This is a genomic window from Cupriavidus sp. LA-1 (assembly GCF_055385985.1).
In genome coordinates, this window is record NZ_AP031388.1 from 708,041 (window position 1) to 730,223 (window position 22,183).

Sequence of the window (22,183 nt, forward strand, 5' to 3'; positions counted from 1 at the left end):
TCCGTCAGGCCTCGAACACATGCCGCAGCGCCGGCGGCTCGATGCCGCCCGGGTTCAGCTCGACCACGCGCCGCGCCACGCTGGACGGCCGCACCTGCTCCACGTCCGTATAAAACTGCTGGTACCAGTCACGCATCTGGTACATGGGCCCGTCGCCTTCGCACAGCAGCGGGTTGTCGATGCGGATCTTGCTGTCCCAGATCACCACGTCCTCATAGAAGGCGCCGCGGGCCTGGTCCACGTAGGCTTGCGCCATGGCACGGTTCTGTTCCTCGGACAGCCCCGGGATCTTCTTCACCAGCACGCCGTAACGCAGCACGAAGCTGTTCTGGTCGATCGGCACATGGCAGTTGAGCAGGATCGACTCGATGCGCTGGTCACCCATCTGGCCGCTCATGTCGGTGATGTGGTACGCGGGCCCGAAATACGTCGACAGCGCCGTCAGGCGCGCATCGCCCGAGAGCCGGGCACTGCGCCCGATCATCAGCTGCGTGGCCTTGTGGTCTTCGAACAGGTTGGCAAAGTAATCCACCGGAGCGCCATGGACCGTGCCGAAATGCGCCATGTCGGAGATGTTGTCGACCAGCTCGCGGCAGTTGGTGTTGATCACCATCTCGTCGATGGCCCAGTCCGACCACTCCGGCGAGAAGCAGGCTTCGATGCGCGGAATCGCCACCTCGGCGGGTGCCGGACGGCCTTCGGGATCGTGCCAGATGAAGAGCAGCCGGTTCTGCTCGCTGGTCTGCCAGGCGCCGATACGCGCCTTGGGGGGAACGCGCTTGCAGTAGGGGATGGACTTGCAGCCGCCGTCGCCGCCCCACTGCCAGCCGTGGAACGGGCACACCAGGGTGTCGCCCTGCACGGTGCCGGTACTGAGGTCGGCGCCCATGTGCGGGCAATAGCCGTCGATCACGCGAATGGCGCCGGTCGAGTCGGCAAAGGCCGCCAGCCGCTGTCCGAAGATATTCAGGGTATGCGGCTTGCCGTCGCGGTACGCATCGGCCAGGCCAAGGCAATGCCAGCCGCGCGCGTAGCGGGCCTCGGGCGGGCGTGATTCGATCTTGTAGCCGGCCTTGTAGCCAGTCTGGTTGCCGTCAGCGGTCATGGCGTCTGTCTCCTTGAATTCCCGTGGGACCTTCAAGATAAGAGCGTCTGGCCGGCCGCTCATCGTCTCATCGGACTACTGCAGCGCGGCAATTTGCGTCAGCGCCGGATCATTGCCCGGGCCATGCACGCAACTGACACCGGCCGGGTCGTAGATCCTGGCCACGCAGCCATTGCAGCTGTCGCAGGCCGAACGCGCCACCGCGCCGCTGCGCCAGTTGGCAACCAGCGCGGGATCGTGGATCAGCGCGCGTGCCAGCGCGACGCAGTCGAAGCCCTCTTCCATCAGCTGGGCGACGTTGCCGATCGATTTGACACCGCCGATATAGGCCAGCGGCATGCGCACCGCCCGCCGCACCACGCGCGACGCCTCCAGGAAGTACAGCTCGCGAAAGGCCAGCTCGCGCGGCGTGCGTTTTTCCAGCATGGTGATGCCGAAGCGGGCCACCGCGGTCGGCGCGGCGGCCTTCATCTGCGCCGTGGGCATGGGGCTGCCGAACAGCGCCCACGGGCTTTCCACATTGCGCCCGCCGCTGAGGGTCAGCAGGTCGGCCCCTTCCGCTTCCAGGATGCGTGCGGTCATGGCGGAATCCGCAGGTTCGTTGCCGCCCGGGACGCCATCGCTGACGCTCAGCTTGCAGCAGACCGCCAGGTCGGCACCGACCGCGTCCTTCACCTGGCGCAGCACCGCGGCCGGAAAGCGGGTGCGGTTCTCCACGCTGCCGCCGAACGCATCGCGCCGCCGGTTGCTCAGCGGCGACAGGAACTGGTTGAGCAGGTAGCCGTGCCCCATGTGGATTTCCACCGCATCGAAGCCGGCTTCGCGCGCCAGCCGCGCCGCCGCGGCAAACTGGCCGGCCACGCGCGCCATGTCCGCCTCGCGCATGGCGCGCTGGAAATAGATGCCATGCAGCATGCCGAAGGCATTGAGCCCCGACGAAGCACTGCCCGGCGCGCGGCTGCCGCCGTGGCGCATGGTGGTGAACGAGCCCGCATGGGTGATCTGCAGGCAGGCCGCCGCGCCTTCGCGATGCACGGCATCGGTCAGCACGCGCAGGGGCGCCACCTGTTCCGGGCGCATGCTGAGCTGGTGCGAGAAGGTCAGGCCGTCGTCAGCCACCGCCGCATAAGCCACCGTGGTCATGCCCACCCCGCCCGCGGCAAGCTCGCGGTGGTGCCTGACCAGCGCTTGCGTCGGCAGGCCCTGCGGCGTCATGCCCTCGTTCGCGCCGGCCTTGATCACGCGGTTGCGCAGCGTGAGCGGGCCGATGCGGACCGGTGTGAATGCCGCCGCCGCGGAGGCCTGGCTATTGTGCATGCTGTCTCTCCGGGCCATCAGCCTTACACCACTTCGGATTTCAACGCGCGCGCCGGCGGCACCGTCTCGCCGCGCGCGGCGCTGCCTGCGCCACCCGCACCACCGGCGGCCACGCGCCCGCGCTCTTCTTCCTCCACCCCCAGCCACGCCGCCAGCGCCGGCAGCAGCGATACCGCGCCGAACAGGTTCACCAGGAACATGAAGGCCAGCAGGATCCCCATGTCGGCCTGGAACTTGAGCGCGGCAAAGGCCCAGGTGCCCACGCCGATGCACATCGTCAGCGCCGTGAACAGTGCCGCCGAGCCGCGCTGGCGCATGGCCTCGGCAAAGGCCTGCGGCAAGGCCTGCCCTTCCTCGCGGATCTGGTGCTGGATGCGCTCGTACAGGTAGATGCCGTAGTCCACGCCAACGCCCACGCCAAGCGTGATGACCGGCAGTGTCGACACCTTCAGCCCGATGCCAAGGCGCGCCATCAGCGCATTGCACAGCACAGACACCAGCGTCAGCGGCACGATGATGCACAGCACCGCGCGCCAGGAGCGGAACGTCAGCAGGCACAGCAGCGTGATCGCGCCGAAGATCGACAGCAGCATCGTCACCTCGGCCTCCTCCACCGCCTCATTGGTCGCCGCCATCACGCCGATATTGCCCCCCGCCAGGCGGAACGCCACGTTGGGCGTCTTGTCGGCGGCGGTGAAGCGGCGGATCTCGCGGATGATGTGGGCAATGGTCGCGCCCTCGTGGTTGGCCGTGTAGATCAGCACCTGGATGGCCTGGCAGTTCGAGGTATTCATGCCGTTGTCCGGGTCGAACGCCTTGGCGCCCTGGCTCAGGCCCTCGCTGCTGCGCGGCAGCGCCTCCCAGCGCGGGTTGCCCTCGTTGTAGGCGCCGATCACCACCTTGGCCAGCGACGACACGCTCACCACCGACTGCACGCCGGACACGCCGCGCATATGCATCTCGAAGCGTTCCACCGCACTCATCACCGGGTAGTGCAGGCAGCCGTCATCGAAGCCCGTGGGTTCCACCACGACGGTAAGCGCATCCGAGCCGATGTTGTACTGGCTCACCACGCTGGCGCTGTCGCGGTTATAGCGCGAATCCGCGCGCAGCTCAGGCGCGCCGCTGCCGACATCGCCGATCTTCAGGCCGCGCGATTCGATGGCGCCGGCCGCCAGCAGCGCCAGCGCTGCCATGAACACCCCGAGCGCCGGACCCGGGCGCGCCAGTGCGCCGAACTTCTGCCACAGCCCGCCGGTTCCTTGCGCGCGCCGGGCCTGCGCCGACGCCAGCGCCGAGGGCTCCAGCCGCGTGTACGACAGCAGGATCGGCAGGAACACCTTGTTGGTCACGATCATCAGCAGCACGCCCAGGCAGGCCGTGATGCCAAGCTCGCGCACGATGTCGATCTGGATCCGCATGATGACCATGAACCCCAGCGCGTTGGTCAGCAGCGCGACCGTGCCGGGAATGAACAGCTTGCGGAAGGCCGCGCTGGCGCTGTCCAGCGCGCTGTGCCCCTGCACCACCTCCTGCTTCCAGGCATTGGTCATCTGCACCGCGTGCGAGACCCCGATCGAGAAGATCAGGAACGGCACCAGGATCGACATCGGGTCGATGCCGTAGCCCAGCAGCGGCAGCAGGCCCAGCAGCCAGGCCACGGGCAGCAGCGCCACCACCAGCGACAGCAGCGTGATGCGCAGCGAGCGCGTGTACAGCCACAGCAGCAGCGCGGTCACGGCGAAGGCCAGCGCGAAGAAGCCCATCACGCCAGAGATGCCCGCTTCGACATCGCCGACCAGCTTGGCAAAGCCGACGATATTGACTTCAACATCGGTGCCGCTGAACTCGCCGCGAATCTTCTCCAGCTGGCGCGCGACCGAGCCGTAGTCGATGGTCTTGCCGGTGGCCGGGTCGGTCTCGCGCAGCTCCGCGCGGATCAGCGCGGACCTGAGGTCATTGCTGACCAGGCGGCCGATCTGGCCGGAGCGCGCCACGTTGCGCCGCACCTTGTCGAGCTCGGCCGGCGTCGCGGAGAAGCGTCCCGGCACTACCACGTCGCCGCGAAAGCCCGCCTCGGTCACCTCGGTGTAGCGCACATTGGGCGTGAACAGCGAGAAGACGCGCGAACGGTCCACGCCGGGGATGAAGAAGACTTCATCGGTGGCGCGGCGCAGCTTGTCCATGAACGGCGCGTTGTAGATGTCGCCGTCGCCCTTCCAGCGCAGGCTCACCAGCACGGTATTGGCCCCGGAGAAGGTGCTTGCGTACTTGGTGAACACCTGCATGTACGGGTGCTGCAGCGGGATCATCTTGTTGAAGCCGGGATCGAGCCGCAGCCGCGTGGCCGAGACGCCCAGCGCCACGGTCACGGCCAGGCACAGCACCAGCAGCAGCCGGCGCCGCTGCATCAGCACGCTGGCGCAGGCATCGACAAAGCGGCCCAGGCGGCCGGAAGAATGGGGGCGGTTCATGATCGTTCTCGCATTCGGTAAGCCAGGGTCAGGCAGGTTCAGCGGGTGTTGGCAGCGAGCGTGGCGGCCGCGAGGCCGCCATTGCCGCCCAGCGCCAGCGTGTCCTTGCCGGCAGGGGCCAGCGCGGCCAGCGTCTGCGGGCTGCCGGCGGGCAATGCCGCGAAGTGGCGCCCGCCATCGGCGGACATCACCAGCGTGCCGCCCTGCCCGGCCAGCACGATGCGGCCATCGGGCAGCTCGGCGCCGCCGAAGAACGAGGTCTTGCGGCCAGTGTCGGCGGCCTGCCAGGTGGCGCCGAAGTCCTCGCTGCGCAAGGCGTTGCCGCGCATGCCGAAGGCCAGCCAGGCGCCGTCGCGCAGCGGCAGCACGCCATAGAGAGATCCCTCGTACGGAGACTTCATCGCCTCCCAGCGGCCGCCGCCATCGGGCGAGCGCAGCACCAGGCCGGCTTCGCCCACCAGCATCAGGCGTCCCTGCGCATCGCCGGCAATGCCGTTGAGGTGGCGGTCCTGCATGGACTTGTCAGCCGCGTCTTCCCAGTGCCTGCCCTGATCGCGCGAGACCAGGAAGCGGCCAAAGCTGCCAACCGCGAACCACGGCCCGCCGGCCTGTGCCCAGGCGCCCAGCAGCGGATCGGACGAGCTCGCGTCGAAGGCCGCCTGCTGCCAGTGCGTGCCGCCGTCTTCAGTGCGCAGGATCCAGCCGCCGTGGCCGACCGCCATGCCGTGGTGGCCGTCGGCAAAGGCCACCTGGGTCAGCGTGACACCTTGCGGCTGGTCCACGGCAGCCGTGCGCCAGCTGCGGCCCTGGTCATCGCTGAGCAGGATCTGGCCGCGCTCGCCGACTGCCACCAGGCGCTCGCCGGCGCGCGCAATGCCGTTGACCTGCAGGCCATCCGGGTGCAGCGTCGTGGCCGCGAACGGCGGCAGCGGGCGCGGCGCGAAAGCCCATACCGCGGTGGCCAGCACGGCCAGCGACATGGCGACGCCGATCAGTCGTTTCATGATGTCTCCTCCGGTTGGAGTGATGGCAGGCAGCCTCGTTACGGGCCGGTTCCTGCAGGGGCTGCTTGTGATTACAGAACGTCGAACAGCGCGGCGGCACCCATGCCGCCGCCGATGCACATGGTCACCACGGCCTGCTGCACGCCGCGGCGCCGGCCTTCGATCAGCGCATGCGCGGTCATGCGCGCACCCGACATGCCGAACGGATGGCCGATCGAGATCGCGCCGCCGTTGACGTTCAGCCGCGTATCCGGAATCCCCAGCTTCTGCTGGCAGTACAGCACCTGGCAGGCGAAGGCCTCGTTCAGCTCCCACAGGCCTACATCGGCCACGGTCATGCCATGGCGCGCCAGCAGCTTCGGCACCGCGAACACCGGGCCGATCCCCATCTCGTCCGGCGCGCAGCCCGCCACCGCCATGCCGCGGTAGCGGCCCAGCGGGCGCAGGCCGCGGCGGCGGGCCTCATCGGCGCTCATCAGCAGCACCGCGGCGGCGCCGTCCGACAGCTGCGAGGCATTGCCCGCGGTGATGTGCTCGCCGGCGGCCACCGCCTGCCCGCCGCTCCAGACCGGCTTGAGGGCCTCCAGGCTGCTGGCGGTGGTGTCGGGGCGGTTGCACTCGTCGTGCGCAAGCCGCACGGTCTCATGCCCGGTCAGCGCACCCGCCTTGTCGAACAGCGCGCGGCGCGTTTCCAGCGGCACGATCTCGTCATCGAAGGCGCCGCGGCGCTGCGCCTCGGCGGTGCGCTGCTGGCTGCGCCAGGCGTAGGCGTCCTGCTCGGCGCGGCTGATGCCGTAGCGGCGCGCCACCACCTCGGCGGTCTCGATCATCGCCATGTAGGCCGCCGGCTGGTGCGCCAGCACCGCCTCTGACTGGGCGCGGTAGCTGTTCTTGTGCTTGTTCTGCGTCAGCGAGATCGACTCCACGCCGCCGGCCACGATGATGTCGGCCTCACCGCACTGGATGGCGCGGGCGCCCGCCGCGATCGTCATCAGGCCCGAGCCGCACATGCGGTCCATGGTCATGCCGGGCACGCTGTCCGGCAGGCCGGCAGCGACCGCGCACAGGCGGCCCAGGTTGTAGCCCTGGGTGCCCTGCTGCGCAGCCGCGCCGATCAGCACATCGTCCACCTCGGCCGGATCCACGCCGGCGCGCTCGACCACGCTGCGCACCACATGGCCGCCCAGCACGGGGGACTCGGTGTCGTTGAAGGCCCCGCGGAAGGCCTTGCCGATCGGAGTGCGCGCGACGGCGACAATGACTGCTTCTTTCATGCTGGATTCCTGTTCAGAAGTAATAGCGGCTGATGGTCTCGGCCACGCAGGCGGGCTTGTCCCCGCCTTCGATTTCCACGGTCATGCGCACCACCGACTGCACGCCGCCCTGCAAGGTCTCGGCCCGCACCAGCTCACCCACGCCGCGCACGCGCGCCCCTACGCGCACCGGCGCCGGGAAGCGCACCTTGTCGCAGCCGTAGTTGACGCCCCATTTCATGCCCTCGACCGTGACCAGCTCCGGCAGGAACTGGTTGACCAGCGCCAGCGTCAGGTAGCCATGCGCGATGCAGGCGCCATACGGGCCCTGCGCGGCGCGCTCCGGGTCCACGTGCAGCCACTGGTGGTCGCCGGTGGCGTTGGCGAACTGGTTGACCTGCTCCTGGGTGATGCGGGTCCAGGCGCTTTCGCCAAGGCGCTGGCCGACGGCGGCGTGGATGTCTTCGGCGGAACGGAAGATTCTTGGCATGTCTGGTTCCTGCGTTGTTCCCGGTTCCAACTGTTTCTCTTCAAGCCCGCTGGCTGCTCACCGGCAGCACTTCGCCCGTCATGTACGAGGCATAGTCGCTGGCCAGGAACACCATCACATTGGCCACCTCCCACACCTCGGCCGCGCGCCCGAAGGCTTCGCGCTCGCTGAGCTGGCGCAGCAGGTCGGCCGGCGCCGACTTCTTCAGGAAGTCGTGCAGCGCGATGCTGGGAGCCACCGCATTGATGCGCACGCCAAACTCGGCGGCCTCCATCGCGCTGCAGCGCGTCAGCGCCATCACGCCGGCCTTGGCCGCGGCGTAGTGCGACTGCTCCTTCTGCGCACGCCAGCCCAGCACCGAGGCGTTGTTGACGATGGCGCCGCGCCGGCGCGCCTGCATGTGCGGCAACATCGCGCGCGTCATGCGGAAGGTCCCGGTGAGGGAAATATCGATCACGCGCGACCACTCGGCATCGTCCATATCAACTAGGCGGCGCGAGCCGCCCAGGCCGGCGTTGTTGATCAGCACGTCGGTGCCGCCAAGTGCTTCTTCGGCGGCGGCGACAAGTGCGCGCACCTGCGCTTCATCCGACACATCGCAAAGCTGGCCGTAGACCGCCTGCAGGCCGGTTTCCGCACGCAGGCGCTCGACGGCTTCGTCCAGCCGCTTCTGGTGGATGTCGGAGATCATCAGCGCGCGGCAGCCCTCCTCCGCACAGCGGCGCGCCGCCGCAAAGCCAATGCCGACGCCGGCCGCGGCGGTGATGAGCACGCTCTTGCCGGCGAGCAGTTGATGGCCCGGCACATAGGCCGGGGCGCTGGGGATTTCGGTATTCAGGGTCATGACGTTCCTCGAGCTTGGCGCGGCATGCCGAGGCCGCGCTCGGCGATGATGTTGAGCTGGATTTCGTTGGTGCCTGCGTAGATGGTGTCGGCGCGCGAGAACAATGCCATCTGCTGTAGCCGCGTGCGGCGCACATCGCCCGTCTCGCCGGCATCCAGCACATTGGCCAGCGGGCCCAGCACGTCCAGCGCCAGTTGCCCCAGGTCGCGGTGCCAGTTGGACCAGTAGTACTTGTAGATCAGGGCCTCGCGCTGCAGCGCGGTACCGCCGTCCTGGCCCGCCTGTGCGGCCCCCGCCAGCATGCGCAGCGCGTTGGCGCGCATCACGCGCAGGCCGGCCCAGGCCCGCGCAATGCGCTGGCGCACCAGCGCGTCGCGGCTGCTGCCGTTGTCGCGCGCGGCCTGCGCCACCCATTCCAGCTCATGCGTGAACTGCATCTGCTGGCCCAGCGTGGAGATGCCGCGCTCGAAGCCCAGCAGCGCCATGGCGATGCGCCAGCCATCGCCGGGCGCGCCCAGCACGTCGGCAGCGGCGGCACGCGCGCCGTCGAAGAACACCTCGTTGAATTCGGCGCCGCCGCCCATCTGCCGGATCGGGCGGATCTCGACGCCGGGCTGGTCCAGCGGCAGCATCAGGAAGATCAGGCCCTTGCTGCCGCGCGAGCCGGGCTCGCAGCGCGCCAGCACGAAGATCCAGTCCGAATCGTGCGCAAGCGAGGTCCACACCTTCTGGCCGCTCACCAGCCAGTCGCCGCTGGCCGCATCGCGCTGCGCCCGCGTGCGCACATTGGCCAGGTCCGAGCCCGCGCCGGGCTCCGAGTACCCCTGGCACCAGAACGTGGTGCCATGGAGAATGCCGGGCAGCAGGCGTGCCTTCTGGTCCTCGGTGCCGAAGGCGATCAGGGTCGGGCCGATCAGCCCTTCGCCGATATGGCCCATGCGGCCCGGGCCGCCGGCCCGCGCATATTCCTCATGGAAGATCACCTGCTGCATGACCGGCAGCTCGCGCCCGCCATGCGCGCGCGGCCAGCCCAGGCCGGTCCAGCCGCCTTCGGCCAGCCGGCGCTCCCACGCCTTGCGCAGTTCGGGATAGGCCTCTTCGTCGCCGGGACCGCCGCGGTGCTTCAGGCAGGCGAATTCGCCGGCCAGGTTGGCGTCCATCCACTGTGCGACTTCGGCGCGGAATGCCGCCTCTTGATTCGCTGTCATGCTGTCCTCCAGGCGTGGGGGCCGTTTGCCGCGAGATACGCCAGCGCCGCGCCGGCACCGCCCAGCCAGTGGCTGGCGGCCTGCGCGCGCTTGAAATAGAGCTGGGGGTCATACTCCCAGGTGAAGCCGACACCGCCGTGCAGCTGGATGGCCTCCTGCGCGCAGAAGCGCAGCGCGTCGTCCGCGGCCACGGCCGCGGCGGCGATGTCGACGCGGATGCCGGTCACTTCCGTGACCTCGCCCGATTCCCACGCCTGCGCCGCGCCATACACTGCCGAGCGCGCCGCCTCGACCAGCACCATCATCTGCGCGCAGCGGTGCTTGACCGCCTGGAACGAGGCGATGGCGCGCCCGAACTGGATCCGTTCCGACGCATAGGCAACGGTCAGGTCCAGGCATTGCTGGGCCGCGCCAAGCTGCTCGGCCGCCAGCATCAGCTTGCCGTGCCACCAGGCCTGGGCCAGGCCCAGCGCCGCGGCGTCCGCGCGCGCCAGGCAGGCACTGGCGGGCACGGGCAGCCGGTCCAGCCGCAGCGCGGCCAGCGGCCGCGTGCGGTCGAGCGTATCGAGCGGCTCGAGCCGGAAGCGGGCGTCCTGCGCCAGTGCCGCCGGTTCCAGCAGGAACAGCGCCGGCACGCCGTCATCGAGCCGGGCCGGCAGCAGCAGCCAGTCGGCGCCGACGGCATCGGCCACCTGGGCGGCGCAGCCGTGCAGCACGAAGCCATCCGCGCCTGCCTGCGCGCCGATCGCGACGCCGTCGTACTGCCAGCCACCGTCGTCCGGCAGCACCGCGGCGGCGCGGGCCTCGCCACAGGCCAGCCGTTCCAGCCACTGCGTGCTGCCGCGCGGGCCCAGGCTGGCCTGCAGCCACGGCGCGGCCACGCACATGGCGGACCAGAACGGCACGCAGGCCAGGCGCTGGCCCAGTTGCTCCTGCAGCAGCACCAACCCGGGCGCGCCCAGTCCGGCACCGCCGACGGCTTCAGGCAGCGCGATGCCGCACCAGCCGAGTTCGCCCGCGACCGCGCGCCACAGCGCTTCATCGTGCGCGGGACCCGCCTCGGTCACGCGCCGCACCGCCGCCGAATCGCTGTGCGTGGCGAGGTAGTCGCGCGCGCTGTCGCGGATCATCTGCTGTTCGACGCTAAGGGAGAAGTCCATGGCAGTCGCGCTCAGCTGCCGTAGACCGGCTGGGGCGGCTGGGCCTGTGCCAGCAGTCCGGCCACCGCGGCGCCCACTTCGGCCGGCTGCCAGCGCGCGCCCTTGTCGGCCTTCGGCCCGGTGCGCCAGCCGTCGGCCAGCGACACCATGCCGCCGGCCGCTTCAAACATGCGCCCGTTGACCTGCGCGGAGGCGGCGCTGCCCAGCCACACCACCAGCGGCGCGACGTTGGCCGGGTCGTAGTAGTCGAAGCCGCCGGCCGGCGCCCGCATCATGTCGGCGAACACGTCTTCGGTCATGCCGGTGCGCGCCGCCGGCGCCAGCGCATTGGCGGTAATGCCGTAGCGGCCCAGTTCCGCGGCCTGCACCAGCGTGAGCGCGGCAATGCCGGCCTTGGCGGCGGCGTAGTTGGACTGCCCGACCGAACCCTGCAGGCCCGCGCCGGAGCTGGTGTTGATGATGCGTGCGTCGACGGCGCGGCCGGCCTTGGCGGCGTCGCGCCAGCGCCGCGCCAGCAGGTTGGCCAGGCAGAAGTGGCCACGCAGGTGCACGCGCATGACGTCGTCCCAGTCCGCTTCGGTCAGGCTGACGAACATGCGGTCGCGGCAGATGCCGGCATTGTTGACCAGCACGTGCACCTCGCCGAAGGCCGCGACCGCGGCATCGACGATGCGCTGCGCGGTAGCCAGTTGCGTGATGTCGTCGTCGCTGGCCAGCGCACTGCCGCCGGCCGCGCGGATCTCCGCGCAGACGGCTTCGGCCGCCTCGCGCCGGATGTCGTTGACGACCACGTTGGCGCCCTCGGCGGCGAAGGCCAGCGCATAGGCGCGGCCCAGCCCGCCGCCGGCGCCGGTGATGATGACGGTGCGTGCGTCGCAGATTCCCATGGCGCTCTCCTTACAGGCGTTCAATGATGGTGACGTTGGCCAGGCCACCGCCTTCGCACATGGTCTGCAGGCCGTAGCGGCCGCCGGTGCGTTCCAGTTCGTGCAGCAGCGTGGTCATCAGGCGCGCGCCGGTGGCACCCAGCGGGTGGCCCAGGGCGATGGCGCCGCCGTTGGGGTTGGTGCGCTCCGGCGCGTATCCGGTCTCGGCCAGCCATGCCATCGCCACCGAGGCGAACGCTTCATTGATCTCGACCACGTCGATATCGGCCAGGCGCAGGCCGCTGCGCTCCAGCGCGCGCCTGGTGGCCGGGATCGGCGCGGTCAGCATCCACAGCGGGTCATCGCCCAGCACGCTCATGTGTGCGATGCGCGCACGCGGCGTGAGCTGATAGCGCTTGAGCGCATCCTCGGAAACAATCAGCAGCGCGGCGGCGGCATCGGCGGTCTGGCTGGACACCGCGGCAGTCAGCGCACTGCCGGGCATCAGCGGCTCCAGCGCGGCCATCCTGGCCAGCGTGGTGTCGGGGCGCGGCGTCTCGTCATGGACAACGCCTTCGCAGGGCACGATTTCCCGCGCGAAGCGGCCGTCTTCCCTTGCCGCCGCGGCGCGCTGGTGGCTGGCCAGCGCATAGGCCTCCATGGCCTCGCGTGACAGCTTCCAGTGATCCGCGATGCGCTGCGCGGCATGGAACTGCGACACCGGCGCATCGCCAAAGCGCGCCTGCCAGCCCTTGCTGCCCGAGAACGGGTCGGCAAACCCCAGCGCCTGCCCCGCCAGCATGGCCGACGAGATCGGGATCTGCGTCATGGTCTGCACGCCGCCGGCGATCACCACATCCTGCGTGCCGCTCATCACCGCCTGCGCGGCGAAGTGCACGGCCTGCTGCGAGGAGCCGCACTGGCGGTCCACGGTCACGCCCGGCACCGTCAGCGGCAGGCCAGCCGCCAGCCATGCGCTGCGCGCGATATTGCCGGCCAGCGGGCCGATGGTGTCGACGCAGCCGAACACCACGTCGTCATAGTCCTCGGCGGGAATGCCGTTGCGGCGCACCAGCTCGGCCAGCACGAAGCCGCCCAGGTCGGCGCCATGGATGTGCGACAGTCCACCCTTGCGGCGCCCGGTGGGCGTGCGCAGGGCATCAACGATATAGGCGTCTTTCATGGAAATTGGTCTCTTTGGATTCAGGCGAAAGTGGCGCCGGCGCCGATGTCATGCGCGCCGTCCAGGATGTGCGTGCCTAGGCGCGCCTTGTGGAAGGCCCGGTCGCCCCAGCTTCCGGCCAGGGCCCAGGCGCGCTTGGTGAAGATCTGCAGGTCCAGCTCCCAGGTGTAGCCCATGGCGCCATGCACCTGGATGGCCTGGCGCGCCGCGCTCCACGCGCAGCGCGCGGCGGCCACGCGGGCGTGCGACACATGCAGGCCAGCATCGGGCAGGCCATGCGCCAGCGCGGCGGCCGCGCGCAGCAGCACCGGCCGGGCGAATTCAAGCTGGATCGCCACGTCCGCCAGCAGGTGCTTGACCGCCTGGTAGGCACCGATGGCCTTGCCGAACTGCTTGCGCTGCGCGCTGTAGTCGATCGCCAGGTCCAGCATGCGCTGGGTCAGGCCCAGCTGCTGCGCGGCCACGCCGAGTGCGCCACGGTTCAGCGCGCTGTCCCACAGGCCGCTGCCTGCAGCGATCAGCTCGGTATCCGCAGCCGGCGTCCATGCCAGTTCGAACAGGCGGCGCGAGGGATCGAGCCCGGTGCGCGCCGTCAGCGCGGCCTGGTCCGGCCGCAGCAGGTGCACGGCGCCTTCATGCGCGCACAGGATGGCATCGGCGACATGGGCGTCGGCCACCAGCCGCTCCTGCGGATGCGCCACCGCCACGCGGGCATCGCCGGCGGCGATGCGCTCCAGCAGCGCTGCGCAGCGCTCGCGCACCGAGACGTTCGGCGCCGCCGCAAGCGCGTCGCGCAGCAGCCCCGCCGCGACCAATGCGGTGTCGAGCAGGGGCTCGGGCAGCGCAAAGTAGCCGCAGGCCTGCGCCAGCGGCGCCCATTCGACCTCGCCCAGCCCCAGTCCGCCCTGCTCTTGCGGCACCGTGACGGCAGTCAGCCCCTGGTCGGCAAGCTGGCGCCAGAGCGCGTCGGAGCGGCCGGACTCGGTGGCCCACAGCTCGCGCGTCAGCTCGGGCGTCATCTCGGTCATCAGGAAGCGCCGGATCGCCTCGGCGAACTGCTCCTGCTCTTCGGTCAATGTGAAATCCATGGTGTTTTCCCCGGGGGCCGTCATGCGCGCGGCATGCCGAGCAGGCGCTCGGCGACGATGTTGCGCTGGATCTCGTTGGTGCCGGCATAGATCGGCCCGGCCTGCGAGAACAGGAAGCCGTCGAGCCAGTGGCCGAGCGAACCCGGCGGCTGGCCGGCGGGCGCGACTTCAGCGGCCTGGCCGAGGATGGCCAGCGCGGTATCGTGCATATGGATGTCCAGCTCGGACCAGAACACCTTGTTCGTGCTCGACTCCGCGCCGATATGGCCGCCGCGCACCAGGCGGCTCGCGGTGGCGTAGGTGGACAGCGTGTAGGCCTCGGCGTCCATCCAGGCACGCAGCACCGCCTCGCGCAGCGAGGGGTCGCGGTCCGCCGCCTCGCGGTTGGCCTGGTACAGCCTGACCAGGGCGCGGGCGGTTTCCTGGAAGCGTGCCGGCGAGCGCAGCATCAGGCCGCGCTCGAAACCGGCGGTGGCCATGGCCACCTGCCAGCCTGCGCCCTCGGCGGCCAGGCGGTTTTCCACCGGCACGCACACGTCGTCGAAGAAGATCTCGGCAAAGCCGGTCTGGCCGTTGAGCTGGCGGATCGGGCGCACGGTGATGCCGGGCGTGTCCAGCGGCACCAGGACAAAGGTCAGCCCATGGTGGCGCGTCGAGGCCGGGTCGGTGCGGAACAGGCCAAACAGCCAGTCCGCCCACACCGCCCGCGTCGACCATATCTTCTGGCCGTTGATGACATAGTCGTCGCCCTGGCGGATCGCGCTGCAGCGGATCGCGGCCATGTCGGAGCCTGCATTCGGCTCGGACCAGCCCTGCGCCCAGATATGCTCGCCCGAGGCCATGCGCGGCAGGAAGCGCGCCTTCTGCGCCTCGGTGCCGAACTCCATCAGCGTGGGCCCGAGCAGGAAGATGCCGTTCTGGTTGACGCGCATGGGCGCGCCGGCACGCCAGTACTCTTCCTCGAAGATCAGCCACTCGATCAGGTCGCAGCCGCGCCCGCCCAGTTCGGCCGGCCACGTGACCATGCTCCAGCGGCCCTGGTTGAGCGTGGCTTCCCAGGCGCGGTGCTGGGCAAAGCCTTCCTCGGTGTCAAAGCTCGCCAGCGGCGTGCGCGGCACGTGTGCGGCCATCCAGTCGCGCACTTCGGCGCGGAAGGCGCGCTGGGCGCTGGTGTATTCAAGCTGCATCGCGCGCCCCTGGTGCAAAGCGGGCTTCGCGGCCTTCGACAAAGGCCGCGCGCGCCTCGCCGGAATCGGCGCTCATATAGGCCTGCAGCGTGAAGCCCTGCTCCCAGCGGTACTTGTCCTCGAGGTTGCCGTCTTCCACGCCGTTGAGCGCCTCCTTGGCCAGCTGCAGCATGGCCGGGCTCTTGGCGGCGATCTGGCGGGCCAGCGCCATGGCGGCGTCGCGCAAGCCGGCGCGCGGCACCACGCGCTCGACCGCGCCCAGGCGGTATGCCTCGGCGGCATCGATCATCTCGCCGGTGAAGTACATCGCCCTGACCTTCTGCACGCCGAACATGCGCTGCAGGTGCGCGCCGCCGCCCATGGCGCCGCGGTCGATCTCGGGCACGCCAAAGCGCGCGCAATCGGCCGCCACGATGATGTCGGCGGCGCCGCAGATGCCGATGCCGCCGCCCAGCACGAAGCCGTGCACGGCCACGATGACCGGCTTGGGATTGCGGTGCACGGCGCGGAAGGTGGCGTAGTTGCCGGCGTTGACATCGACGATGCGCTGCGGGTGCGCGGCCAGCTCCTTGATATCGACGCCGGCGCAGAAGCCGCGGCCTTCGCCGCGCAGCACGATCACGCGCACCGCGGCGTCGGTGCCCAATTGGTCGATGGCCGCGGCCAGCGCATGCCAGCCGGCGTTGTCGAGCGCGTTGACGGGCGGATGGTCGATCACCAGCTCGGCGATGCCGTCGGCGATGTCGATGCGGAACGGCGCGGTCTTGTGGTTCATTTGCATGGTTTCCTCTGTCTGTGGGTCAGGCCGCGGCAGCCAGTCCGGCGCCAGCCAGCGCCACAAGCCGCGCCTGCGCCTGGGCGGCCATGCCGGCCACGATCTGCTCGCACGATTCGATGGCGCCGATCGCGGCGGCCGCCTGCCCACTGGGCAGCACGCCGTCATCGGGGCACCCCTCCACCATCGCGCGCTGGATCAGCACCGGCGCGTTGGCGGCCATCAGGGTCTGGGCGGCGCTGTAGTCCTGCTCGCGCATCGCGCGCCAGGCGGTGGCCAGCATTTGCGCGCTGCGCATGCCGGTACGTGCCTGCCATTTGCGCGCGGCCGCCAGCGCCAGCCAGGTGCGCCGCAGCGGACCGGCCTTCTCCAGCGCCAGCAGCAGGTCGTTATCGATCATTCGCTGCGGCAGGCCGTCAATGGCCAGCGACACGCGGATCTGCGCCGGGTCGCGCACCTTGACGTAGCGCTCCAGCGTTGGCGCCGGCACCGGCGATTCGGCCGACATCAGGAAGCGCGTGCCCATGGCCACGCCGGCCGCGCCGTAGGCCAGTGCCGCGGCCAGCCCGCGGCCGTCGTAGAAGCCGCCCGCCGCCACCACCGGCACGCTGACGCTGTCCAGCACCTGCGGCAGCAGCAGCGTGGTCGGCGTGCCGCCGGTATGGCCGCCGCCCTCGCCGCCCTGCACCGTGACCACGTCTGCGCCCAGTTCCACGGCCTTGGCCGCGTGCTTGGCCGCGCCGACCGTCGGCATGCAGACCACGCCGGCCGCCTTGAGCTTGCCGATCATCCTGGCGTCGGGACCGCGCCCGTAGCTGACGGCCCGCAAGCGGTGGCGGATCGCCATCTCGATCACTTCGTCCGCGTTGGGCTGGAACATGTGGAAGTTGATGCCGAAGGGCCGGTCGCTGAGGGCCTTTACGCGCAGGATCTCGCGCTCGACCTCGCCGGGCGGGATGGTCGCGCCGGCGAGGAAGCCGAAGGCCCCGGCATTGCCGCTGGCCGCGACCAGCTTCGCGTCCGCCACCCAGCCCATCGCCGTCTGCACGATGGGGTAGCGGCAGCCCAGCAGGTCGCACAGCACGGTGTGCAGGCTCGCGGCGCTCATGCCTGGTCCTCGCCGCCGGTGCGTTGCGACGCGGCCATGGCGCGCGCGTCATAGCCGCCAAGCTTGTCACCGCTGACCAACTCGTTGTGCGCGTGGGCGAAGTGGTGCCAGGCAAAAACGGCATCCATCGCGGAGCGCTTGCCCTGCAGGTCCTCCACATGGTTGACCGCCTGCTTGGTCAGCGTCAGGCCCAGCCGCGGCATCTGCGCCACCTTGGCGGCCATGCCGTAGACGGTGTCTTCCAGCGCGTCGCGCGGCACCACGCGGTTGACCATGCCCATGCGCTCGGCGCGTTCGGCACTCATGCGCTCGCCCAGGAACAGGAATTCCTTGGCGATGCGCGGATTCAGCTCGTAGGCATGCGCGAAGTACTCCACGCCCGGGATGCCCATGCGCACCACCGGATCGGCGAAGAACGCATCGTCCGACGCCACGATCAGGTCGCACACCCAGGCCAGCATCAGCCCGCCGGCAATGCAGGCGCCGTGCACCATGGCGATGATCGGCTTGGGCAGCTCGCGCCAGCGGCGGCACATGCCCAGGTAGACCTCCTGCTCGCGGGCATAGAGGAACTCGCCGCCGGGCTTGTTGACGTGGTCATACCAGAGCGAGGCGCGCTCGAACGATTCGTTGATATCGCGCCCCGGCGTGCCGATGTCGTGCCCGGCCGAGAAATGCTTGCCGGCCCCGCGCAGCACGATCACCTTGACCGCGTCGTCCGCGGCGGCGCGCCGGTAGGCCTCGTCCAGCGCGTAGGTCATCTTTGAGTTCTGCGCGTTGTGGAACTGCGGCCGGTTCATGGTCACGGTGGCAATGCCGTCCGCGACCTGGTAGAGCACCTCGGCATTGGGGCCAAGGCTGATGGCTTCGATAGCTGGCGTTGTCATGTCGGCCTCACACGCGTCCGGAAGGATTGCCGCGCACGATGGCCGCGCGCAGGTTGTGCGGATCAAGCTGGGCGATCAGCCGCAGTTCTTCCGGCGTCGGCGGCGCCGTCTCGGGCAAGGCCTCGCCGGGCGTGTTCGCCAGCGCAAAGCCCGTGGCCGCCTGCACCTGCTCCAGGCTCACGCCAGGGTGCAGGGAGCGCACGCGGATGGCATGGCCGGCGCCGCCGAAGTCCATCACGCACAGGTCGGTGACGATCACGCGCAGGTCAACGAAGCTGCGCATGCCTTCGAGCTGGCGGGCCGGGTTGTAGCCCGCGCTGCAGACCATGTCGACTTCGCCGGCGACGAAGGCGCGCGTGCTGTGCCCCGGCACGAAGAAGGAATTGGCGTGATGGATGCTGTTGCCGGGAAAGCCGCGCGCGCCCAGCAGCTGGGTCTTGGGCTGCGCATGGGTGCCGCCCAGGCAGGAGATATTGGCCTGGCCGAAGCGGTCGATCTGCGTCGGCATCACCAGCGCGTGGCGCCGGCCGCCCCAGAGGCAGTCGAACACGCGCGAATAGCCCATCCAGCCGCTGGCGCGTACCTTGTAGCCAGGCTCGCGCGGGCCCAGCGGCACCGGCGTTTCCACCAGGTAGGCCTCGCCATCGGTCAGCAGCAGGCCTGGGTTGTGCGCAAGCCGCGCCAGGCCGGCGGCGATGCGCGGGCCGGTGCCGATGCCGGTGGCCAGCACCTCGCCATCGTCGCGCCATGCGCGGGCGGCGGCGGCAATCATCAGCTCGGCGCGGGTGAATTCATAAGTGGCGCTCACGGTCGCTCCTTGGGTTGGCGGGTTCAAACGGCTGTTCAAAGGACGGGCAGCGGCAGGTCATGCACGTGGCCAAGGCCGCCGACGCGCTCCAGGTAGGCCGCTTCGCTCGCGCCCACCACCTCGTCGCGGTAGGCGCGGAAGCCGTCGTCGGCCTCGGCGCTGGCGCAGTAGGCCTTCAGCGCGGGCAGGTCCCAGCCGTAGGCCGGCGCACAGGAAGTGGGATGGGCACCGCCGGGCACGTGCACCACGCCGCTCACCAGCGAGCGCTCGAAGGCGTTGTTGCGCGCGCGCGCCAGGTCTTCGTCTTCAAGGCGCGGGTGCAGCGTTTCGCAGCTCACATAGCAGCGGTGCGCGGCGCGCGCGAACCATTCGTCGAAGAACGGATCGGGCCCGTCGATGCGGGTGTTGCCGAGCACATCGCTTTCATTCACGTGCAGCAGCGCGGCATCCAGTTCGATGGCCGGCATCGCCACCAGCACTTCGCCGTCGGCATACGGTGATCGCACCGTCTTGAGCTGGGGGTTCCGATCCAGCACGTCGGTGCCCAGCGCGGCGCGCGTCGGCAGGAACGGCAGCCGCGCAGCCGCCGCACGCAGGCCCAGCTGCAGCATGCCCTCGTCCAGCTCCGTCACCTCCAGCAAGCCGCGCTCGCGCGCCTGGCGGAAATAGGGCTCGAGCGGAATCACATCGAGCGAGACGAAGCCGAACACCAGCCGGCGCACCTTGCCGGCGGCGCACAGCATGCCTACCTCGGGCCCGCCGTAAGCCACCACGGTCAGGTCCTTCAATGGCGAGCGCAGGATCTCGCGCACCAGCGCCATCGGCTTGCGGCGCGGGCCCCAGCCGCCGATGCCGATGGTCATGCCATCGGCGAGCTGGCCGACCACGTCGGCCGCGCTCATGGTCTTGTCGATTGTCTTGGTCATGGTGTGTTTAGCGGTATCCGATGCTGAAGTCATGTCCCCACAGGCTGACGCGCGTGGCCTCGTAGGCCGCGTGGTGGCTCCAGTCCACCACCAGGCCGCCGTGGCCGAACTCCAGGTCGAAGCCGCCGGGGGTCTTCATGTAGAAGGAAGTCATGCGGTCGTTGCAGTGCTGGCCCAGCGTGGCGGAGAGCTTCACGCCGTGCTGCTGCACGCGGTCCAGCGCGCGGCCCACCTCGGCCATGTCGGGAACCTCGGCCATCACATGGATGCAGCCGGCTTCCGACGGCATCTCGAAGATCGCCAGGCTGTGGTGACGCCCGTTGCCGCAATGCAGGAAGTGGATGCGCTTCTCCGGCTCGGCCGGGTCGTTGGTGAAGCGCACGCGGAAGATGTCGGACAGGCCGAATCCCATCACCTCGCACAGGAAGGCATAGGTCTGGTCGAAGGCCGGCGCGGGCAGCACGGCATGGCCCGCCCCCATCGGGTCGGTGATAAAGCGCGGCACGCCGGCCGCCGAGACAAAGCGCAGGAAGTCCGAGCGCATGCCCCAGGAAATCTCATGGCGGTTGCCCGAGGGATCGGCGAACCAGGCCATGGCCTGCACGCGGCGCTGTGTCAGCTCCGCGGCACTGGCGTGCACGACCTCCACGTTGGCCCGGCGCAGCGTGTCGAGCGCGTGGCGGTAGGCCGGCTCGTCGGCCAGCTCCCAGCCCGACGCCAGGTAGCGGTCGCGCGCACCCGGCACCACCAGGTAGCGGTAGTCGCGCTCATCCATCTTCAGGTACAGCGCACCGCCGGGGGCGCCCGAACAGGCCATGCCCAGCACCTGTTCGGCATAGTGCCGCCATTGCCCCACGTCGGTGGACTCGACCACGATGTAGCCAAGCGCACGGATATCCAACATGCCGGTCTCCTCAGGTTCGTTGCCACTGCTGGCTGATGGAGCCCATTCTTCCGTGCGCTGCAGCCCGGCACATCGTCCAGTGGGACTAGCCGGTCCGGCGCAATAGTCAGGCCGCTGCCGGGCGTACGATGTACTGGCTGGCGGGGACCAGGTCGATCCTGTCGAAGTCAATGAAGCGCTGGCAGCTCCCGATCATGGCCTGCAGGCTGCGCCGGAACTTGACTTCGTCGCCGGCGGCATCGAAGCACGCCTGCGGGTCGGTCATAGCCGCGGCGGGGAAGCACTCTGTCGGATAGGGAAGTGGATGGCGCGTCTCATCCTCCATTCGGACTAGGAGGACCGATGGGGAAGGGAGCCACGCGTGCCTTGGAACACGCGCGCGTGGATAACGCCCTGGCGCTCAGCCGAGCGCCACGACACTGCTCAGCAGCATGCGCACCAGCGTGGCCTGCCGCGTGACCCCGGTCTTGGAGAAAATCGCGCGCAGGTGGGCGCGCGCCGTGTTCTTGCTGGTGCCCAGCGCCTCCGCGGCTTCGTCAAGCGTCATGCCGTCGGCAAGCACCAGCGCCAGCGCGGTTTCGGCGGGCGTAAGGTCGAACAGCTTGCGCACCACCTCGTGCGAGGCGCGCGACTTGCGCTCGGGATCGCGGATAAAGACCGCGCAGGCCGGGCGATGCCGGTGATCTTCCGACCATTCGCTGAGCGGAATGGTGCGGATCAGCACGCCGAGCTTGCCGCGCCCCGAGGGGCGGGTGATCGACATGGCTTCGGCCAGCGCCGGCGCGCTGCCATGGTGCCCCATCTGGGCGCGGCGCAGCAGGTACTGGAACTTGCGGCTTTCCTGTGCGTAGGCGATCTCGAAGTTGCCGCCGTTGAGGCGGATGCCGTCGTTCTCCGCAAGGATCTCGTCGGCTTCCGGATTCTTCTTCAGGATCGTGCCGGCTGCGTCAAGGATGACCATGCCTACCAGCATGCGGTTGATCGCGCCCGCGTAGAGGCTGCGCTCTGATTCGACCACATCCAGCCTGGAATGCAGCCGCACCGCACGCCTCAGGTGCGGCAGGATGGTGGCGCATGCCGCCTTCTCCACCTCGGAGAAGTCCTGCGCGTCGTGCTGGCGGCAAACGCGCAGCCGGCACTCGACCCCGTCGTCCGTGCGAATGTCCGCGCCCAGCAGGTAGCGGACGCCGAGCGGCTGCAGGAACTGCCGGTAGATCTCGCTGCGGCACCAGCTGCCGGCGCCCATCGCTTCGTCTACCGTCACGGCCCGGTCGGTGGGCAGGTTGATGAAGGGATCGATGGCGTAGTAGTAGCTGTTGTATGACGCCTCCGCCTCCAGCGAGGTGCCGTGCTCCGACGCATGCACCGCCAGGCCGCTGCGGTCGCTGGCGGGCGAGCGCAGGATCAGGCTCACGTAGCTGGCGTCAAGTTGCTGGCGCAGCATTTCCAGCGCGTGCCCCCAGGGCACGGGTTCCATCGGCCCTTCATAGATCGCGGACAGCAGCGCGCTGAACTGCGTCACGCTCATGCCGGACTGCGCGAGCAAAGGCGACGCCATTTCCCGCGCCTCAAGGGTCGCCTTCAACATTCTCTGTC

20 protein-coding genes and 1 pseudogene are annotated in these 22,183 nt (G+C 69.7%); all 21 read right to left on the reverse strand.

Features of this window, described 5'->3' with window-relative positions; genetic code table 11:
- Positions 1 to 4 precede the first annotated feature (4 nt).
- Positions 5 to 1,105 (reverse strand): Rieske 2Fe-2S domain-containing protein, encoded by a 1,101-nt coding sequence (locus tag ACZ5MJ_RS22310; RefSeq protein WP_464225830.1) that lies wholly within the window; start codon positions 1,103 to 1,105, stop codon positions 5 to 7.
- A 75-nt stretch (positions 1,106 to 1,180) separates the two neighbouring features.
- Complete coding sequence (locus ACZ5MJ_RS22315; protein WP_464226573.1) at positions 1,181 to 2,374, reverse strand: NADH:flavin oxidoreductase; 1,194 nt, start codon at positions 2,372 to 2,374, stop codon at positions 1,181 to 1,183.
- Positions 2,375 to 2,445: 71 nt separating this feature from the next.
- Positions 2,446 to 4,896 carry an efflux RND transporter permease subunit gene (locus tag ACZ5MJ_RS22320; protein WP_464225831.1) on the reverse strand — a complete coding sequence of 817 codons (2,451 nt, stop codon included), beginning with the start codon at positions 4,894 to 4,896 and terminating at the stop codon, positions 2,446 to 2,448.
- 38 nt (positions 4,897 to 4,934) lie between these two features.
- Complete coding sequence (locus ACZ5MJ_RS22325; RefSeq protein ID WP_464225832.1) at positions 4,935 to 5,900, reverse strand: WD40/YVTN/BNR-like repeat-containing protein; 966 nt, start codon at positions 5,898 to 5,900, stop codon at positions 4,935 to 4,937.
- Positions 5,901 to 5,971: 71 nt separating this feature from the next.
- Entirely contained in the window at positions 5,972 to 7,174 is a 1,203-nt protein-coding gene (locus ACZ5MJ_RS22330; RefSeq protein ID WP_432262082.1) for an acetyl-CoA C-acyltransferase, read from the reverse strand.
- 13 nt (positions 7,175 to 7,187) lie between these two features.
- Positions 7,188 to 7,643: a MaoC family dehydratase gene (locus ACZ5MJ_RS22335; RefSeq protein WP_115212628.1), complete on the reverse strand. Its 456-nt coding sequence runs from the start codon at positions 7,641 to 7,643 to the stop codon at positions 7,188 to 7,190.
- 40 nt (positions 7,644 to 7,683) lie between these two features.
- Entirely contained in the window at positions 7,684 to 8,487 is an 804-nt protein-coding gene (locus tag ACZ5MJ_RS22340) for an SDR family oxidoreductase (protein WP_432262081.1), read from the reverse strand.
- Positions 8,484 to 9,695: an acyl-CoA dehydrogenase family protein gene (locus ACZ5MJ_RS22345; RefSeq protein ID WP_432262080.1), complete on the reverse strand. Its 1,212-nt coding sequence runs from the start codon at positions 9,693 to 9,695 to the stop codon at positions 8,484 to 8,486. Before ACZ5MJ_RS22345 ends, ACZ5MJ_RS22340 begins: the two co-directional genes overlap by 4 nt.
- The gene (locus ACZ5MJ_RS22350) at positions 9,692 to 10,855 is read right to left on the reverse strand and encodes an acyl-CoA dehydrogenase family protein (protein ID WP_464225833.1); all 1,164 of its coding nucleotides are present in this window, start codon (positions 10,853 to 10,855) and stop codon (positions 9,692 to 9,694) included. The genes ACZ5MJ_RS22345 and ACZ5MJ_RS22350 overlap by 4 nt, the downstream gene beginning before the upstream one ends.
- Before the next feature lie 11 nt (positions 10,856 to 10,866).
- Positions 10,867 to 11,742, reverse strand: a complete 876-nt coding sequence (locus ACZ5MJ_RS22355) for an SDR family oxidoreductase (protein WP_432262078.1) — start codon at positions 11,740 to 11,742, stop codon at positions 10,867 to 10,869.
- 10 nt (positions 11,743 to 11,752) lie between these two features.
- The gene (locus ACZ5MJ_RS22360) at positions 11,753 to 12,904 is read right to left on the reverse strand and encodes an acetyl-CoA C-acetyltransferase (protein ID WP_432262077.1); all 1,152 of its coding nucleotides are present in this window, start codon (positions 12,902 to 12,904) and stop codon (positions 11,753 to 11,755) included.
- Between the two features lie 20 nt (positions 12,905 to 12,924).
- Entirely contained in the window at positions 12,925 to 13,992 is a 1,068-nt protein-coding gene (locus tag ACZ5MJ_RS22365) for an acyl-CoA dehydrogenase family protein (protein ID WP_432262076.1), read from the reverse strand.
- 20 nt (positions 13,993 to 14,012) lie between these two features.
- Positions 14,013 to 15,179 (reverse strand): acyl-CoA dehydrogenase family protein, encoded by a 1,167-nt coding sequence (locus ACZ5MJ_RS22370; protein WP_432262075.1) that lies wholly within the window; start codon positions 15,177 to 15,179, stop codon positions 14,013 to 14,015.
- On the reverse strand, positions 15,169 to 15,960 hold the full coding sequence (locus ACZ5MJ_RS22375; RefSeq protein ID WP_464225834.1) for an enoyl-CoA hydratase family protein: 792 nt from the start codon (positions 15,958 to 15,960) through the stop codon (positions 15,169 to 15,171). The genes ACZ5MJ_RS22370 and ACZ5MJ_RS22375 overlap by 11 nt, the downstream gene beginning before the upstream one ends.
- 19 nt (positions 15,961 to 15,979) lie before the next feature.
- A complete protein-coding gene (locus tag ACZ5MJ_RS22380; protein ID WP_432262073.1) occupies positions 15,980 to 17,062 on the reverse strand; it encodes an NAD(P)H-dependent flavin oxidoreductase in 1,083 nt (360 codons plus the stop codon).
- The gene (locus ACZ5MJ_RS22385; RefSeq protein WP_432262072.1) at positions 17,059 to 17,949 is read right to left on the reverse strand and encodes an enoyl-CoA hydratase; all 891 of its coding nucleotides are present in this window, start codon (positions 17,947 to 17,949) and stop codon (positions 17,059 to 17,061) included. Before ACZ5MJ_RS22385 ends, ACZ5MJ_RS22380 begins: the two co-directional genes overlap by 4 nt.
- A gap of 7 nt (positions 17,950 to 17,956) precedes the next feature.
- Entirely contained in the window at positions 17,957 to 18,757 is an 801-nt protein-coding gene (locus tag ACZ5MJ_RS22390) for a CoA-transferase subunit beta (protein ID WP_464225836.1), read from the reverse strand.
- A gap of 35 nt (positions 18,758 to 18,792) precedes the next feature.
- Positions 18,793 to 19,683, reverse strand: coding sequence for a CoA transferase subunit A (locus ACZ5MJ_RS22395; RefSeq protein ID WP_464225838.1), 891 nt, complete (start codon positions 19,681 to 19,683; stop codon positions 18,793 to 18,795).
- Positions 19,684 to 19,690: 7 nt separating this feature from the next.
- Positions 19,691 to 20,587 (reverse strand): VOC family protein, encoded by an 897-nt coding sequence (locus ACZ5MJ_RS22400; protein WP_464225839.1) that lies wholly within the window; start codon positions 20,585 to 20,587, stop codon positions 19,691 to 19,693.
- 106 nt (positions 20,588 to 20,693) lie between these two features.
- Positions 20,694 to 20,873: pseudogene (locus ACZ5MJ_RS22405) on the reverse strand (EthD domain-containing protein); the annotation flags it as partial.
- Between the two features lie 114 nt (positions 20,874 to 20,987).
- Positions 20,988 to 22,175 (reverse strand): helix-turn-helix transcriptional regulator, encoded by a 1,188-nt coding sequence (locus ACZ5MJ_RS22410; protein WP_464225840.1) that lies wholly within the window; start codon positions 22,173 to 22,175, stop codon positions 20,988 to 20,990.
- Positions 22,176 to 22,183: the final 8 nt, after the last annotated feature.

Bases quoted from the DNA above. Each gene is read 5' to 3' on its own strand.
- ACZ5MJ_RS22325 (WP_464225832.1), bottom strand. From the start codon at position 5,900: ATGAAACGACTGATCGGCGTCGCCATGTCGCTGGCCGTGCTGGCCACC.
- ACZ5MJ_RS22395 (WP_464225838.1), bottom strand. From the start codon at position 19,683: ATGACCAAGACAATCGACAAGACCATGAGCGCGGCCGACGTGGTCGGC.
- ACZ5MJ_RS22385 (WP_432262072.1), bottom strand. From the start codon at position 17,949: ATGACAACGCCAGCTATCGAAGCCATCAGCCTTGGCCCCAATGCCGAG.
- ACZ5MJ_RS22360 (WP_432262077.1), bottom strand. From the start codon at position 12,904: ATGAAAGACGCCTATATCGTTGATGCCCTGCGCACGCCCACCGGGCGC.
- ACZ5MJ_RS22370 (WP_432262075.1), bottom strand. From the start codon at position 15,179: ATGCAGCTTGAATACACCAGCGCCCAGCGCGCCTTCCGCGCCGAAGTG.
- ACZ5MJ_RS22310 (WP_464225830.1), bottom strand. From the start codon at position 1,105: ATGACCGCTGACGGCAACCAGACTGGCTACAAGGCCGGCTACAAGATC.
- ACZ5MJ_RS22345 (WP_432262080.1), bottom strand. From the start codon at position 9,695: ATGACAGCGAATCAAGAGGCGGCATTCCGCGCCGAAGTCGCACAGTGG.
- ACZ5MJ_RS22335 (WP_115212628.1), bottom strand. From the start codon at position 7,643: ATGCCAAGAATCTTCCGTTCCGCCGAAGACATCCACGCCGCCGTCGGC.
- ACZ5MJ_RS22400 (WP_464225839.1), bottom strand. From the start codon at position 20,587: ATGTTGGATATCCGTGCGCTTGGCTACATCGTGGTCGAGTCCACCGAC.
- ACZ5MJ_RS22410 (WP_464225840.1), bottom strand. From the start codon at position 22,175: ATGTTGAAGGCGACCCTTGAGGCGCGGGAAATGGCGTCGCCTTTGCTC.
- ACZ5MJ_RS22330 (WP_432262082.1), bottom strand. From the start codon at position 7,174: ATGAAAGAAGCAGTCATTGTCGCCGTCGCGCGCACTCCGATCGGCAAG.
- ACZ5MJ_RS22320 (WP_464225831.1), bottom strand. From the start codon at position 4,896: ATGAACCGCCCCCATTCTTCCGGCCGCCTGGGCCGCTTTGTCGATGCC.
- ACZ5MJ_RS22380 (WP_432262073.1), bottom strand. From the start codon at position 17,062: ATGAGCGCCGCGAGCCTGCACACCGTGCTGTGCGACCTGCTGGGCTGC.
- ACZ5MJ_RS22375 (WP_464225834.1), bottom strand. From the start codon at position 15,960: ATGCAAATGAACCACAAGACCGCGCCGTTCCGCATCGACATCGCCGAC.
- ACZ5MJ_RS22365 (WP_432262076.1), bottom strand. From the start codon at position 13,992: ATGGATTTCACATTGACCGAAGAGCAGGAGCAGTTCGCCGAGGCGATC.
- ACZ5MJ_RS22340 (WP_432262081.1), bottom strand. From the start codon at position 8,487: ATGACCCTGAATACCGAAATCCCCAGCGCCCCGGCCTATGTGCCGGGC.
- ACZ5MJ_RS22350 (WP_464225833.1), bottom strand. From the start codon at position 10,855: ATGGACTTCTCCCTTAGCGTCGAACAGCAGATGATCCGCGACAGCGCG.
- ACZ5MJ_RS22355 (WP_432262078.1), bottom strand. From the start codon at position 11,742: ATGGGAATCTGCGACGCACGCACCGTCATCATCACCGGCGCCGGCGGC.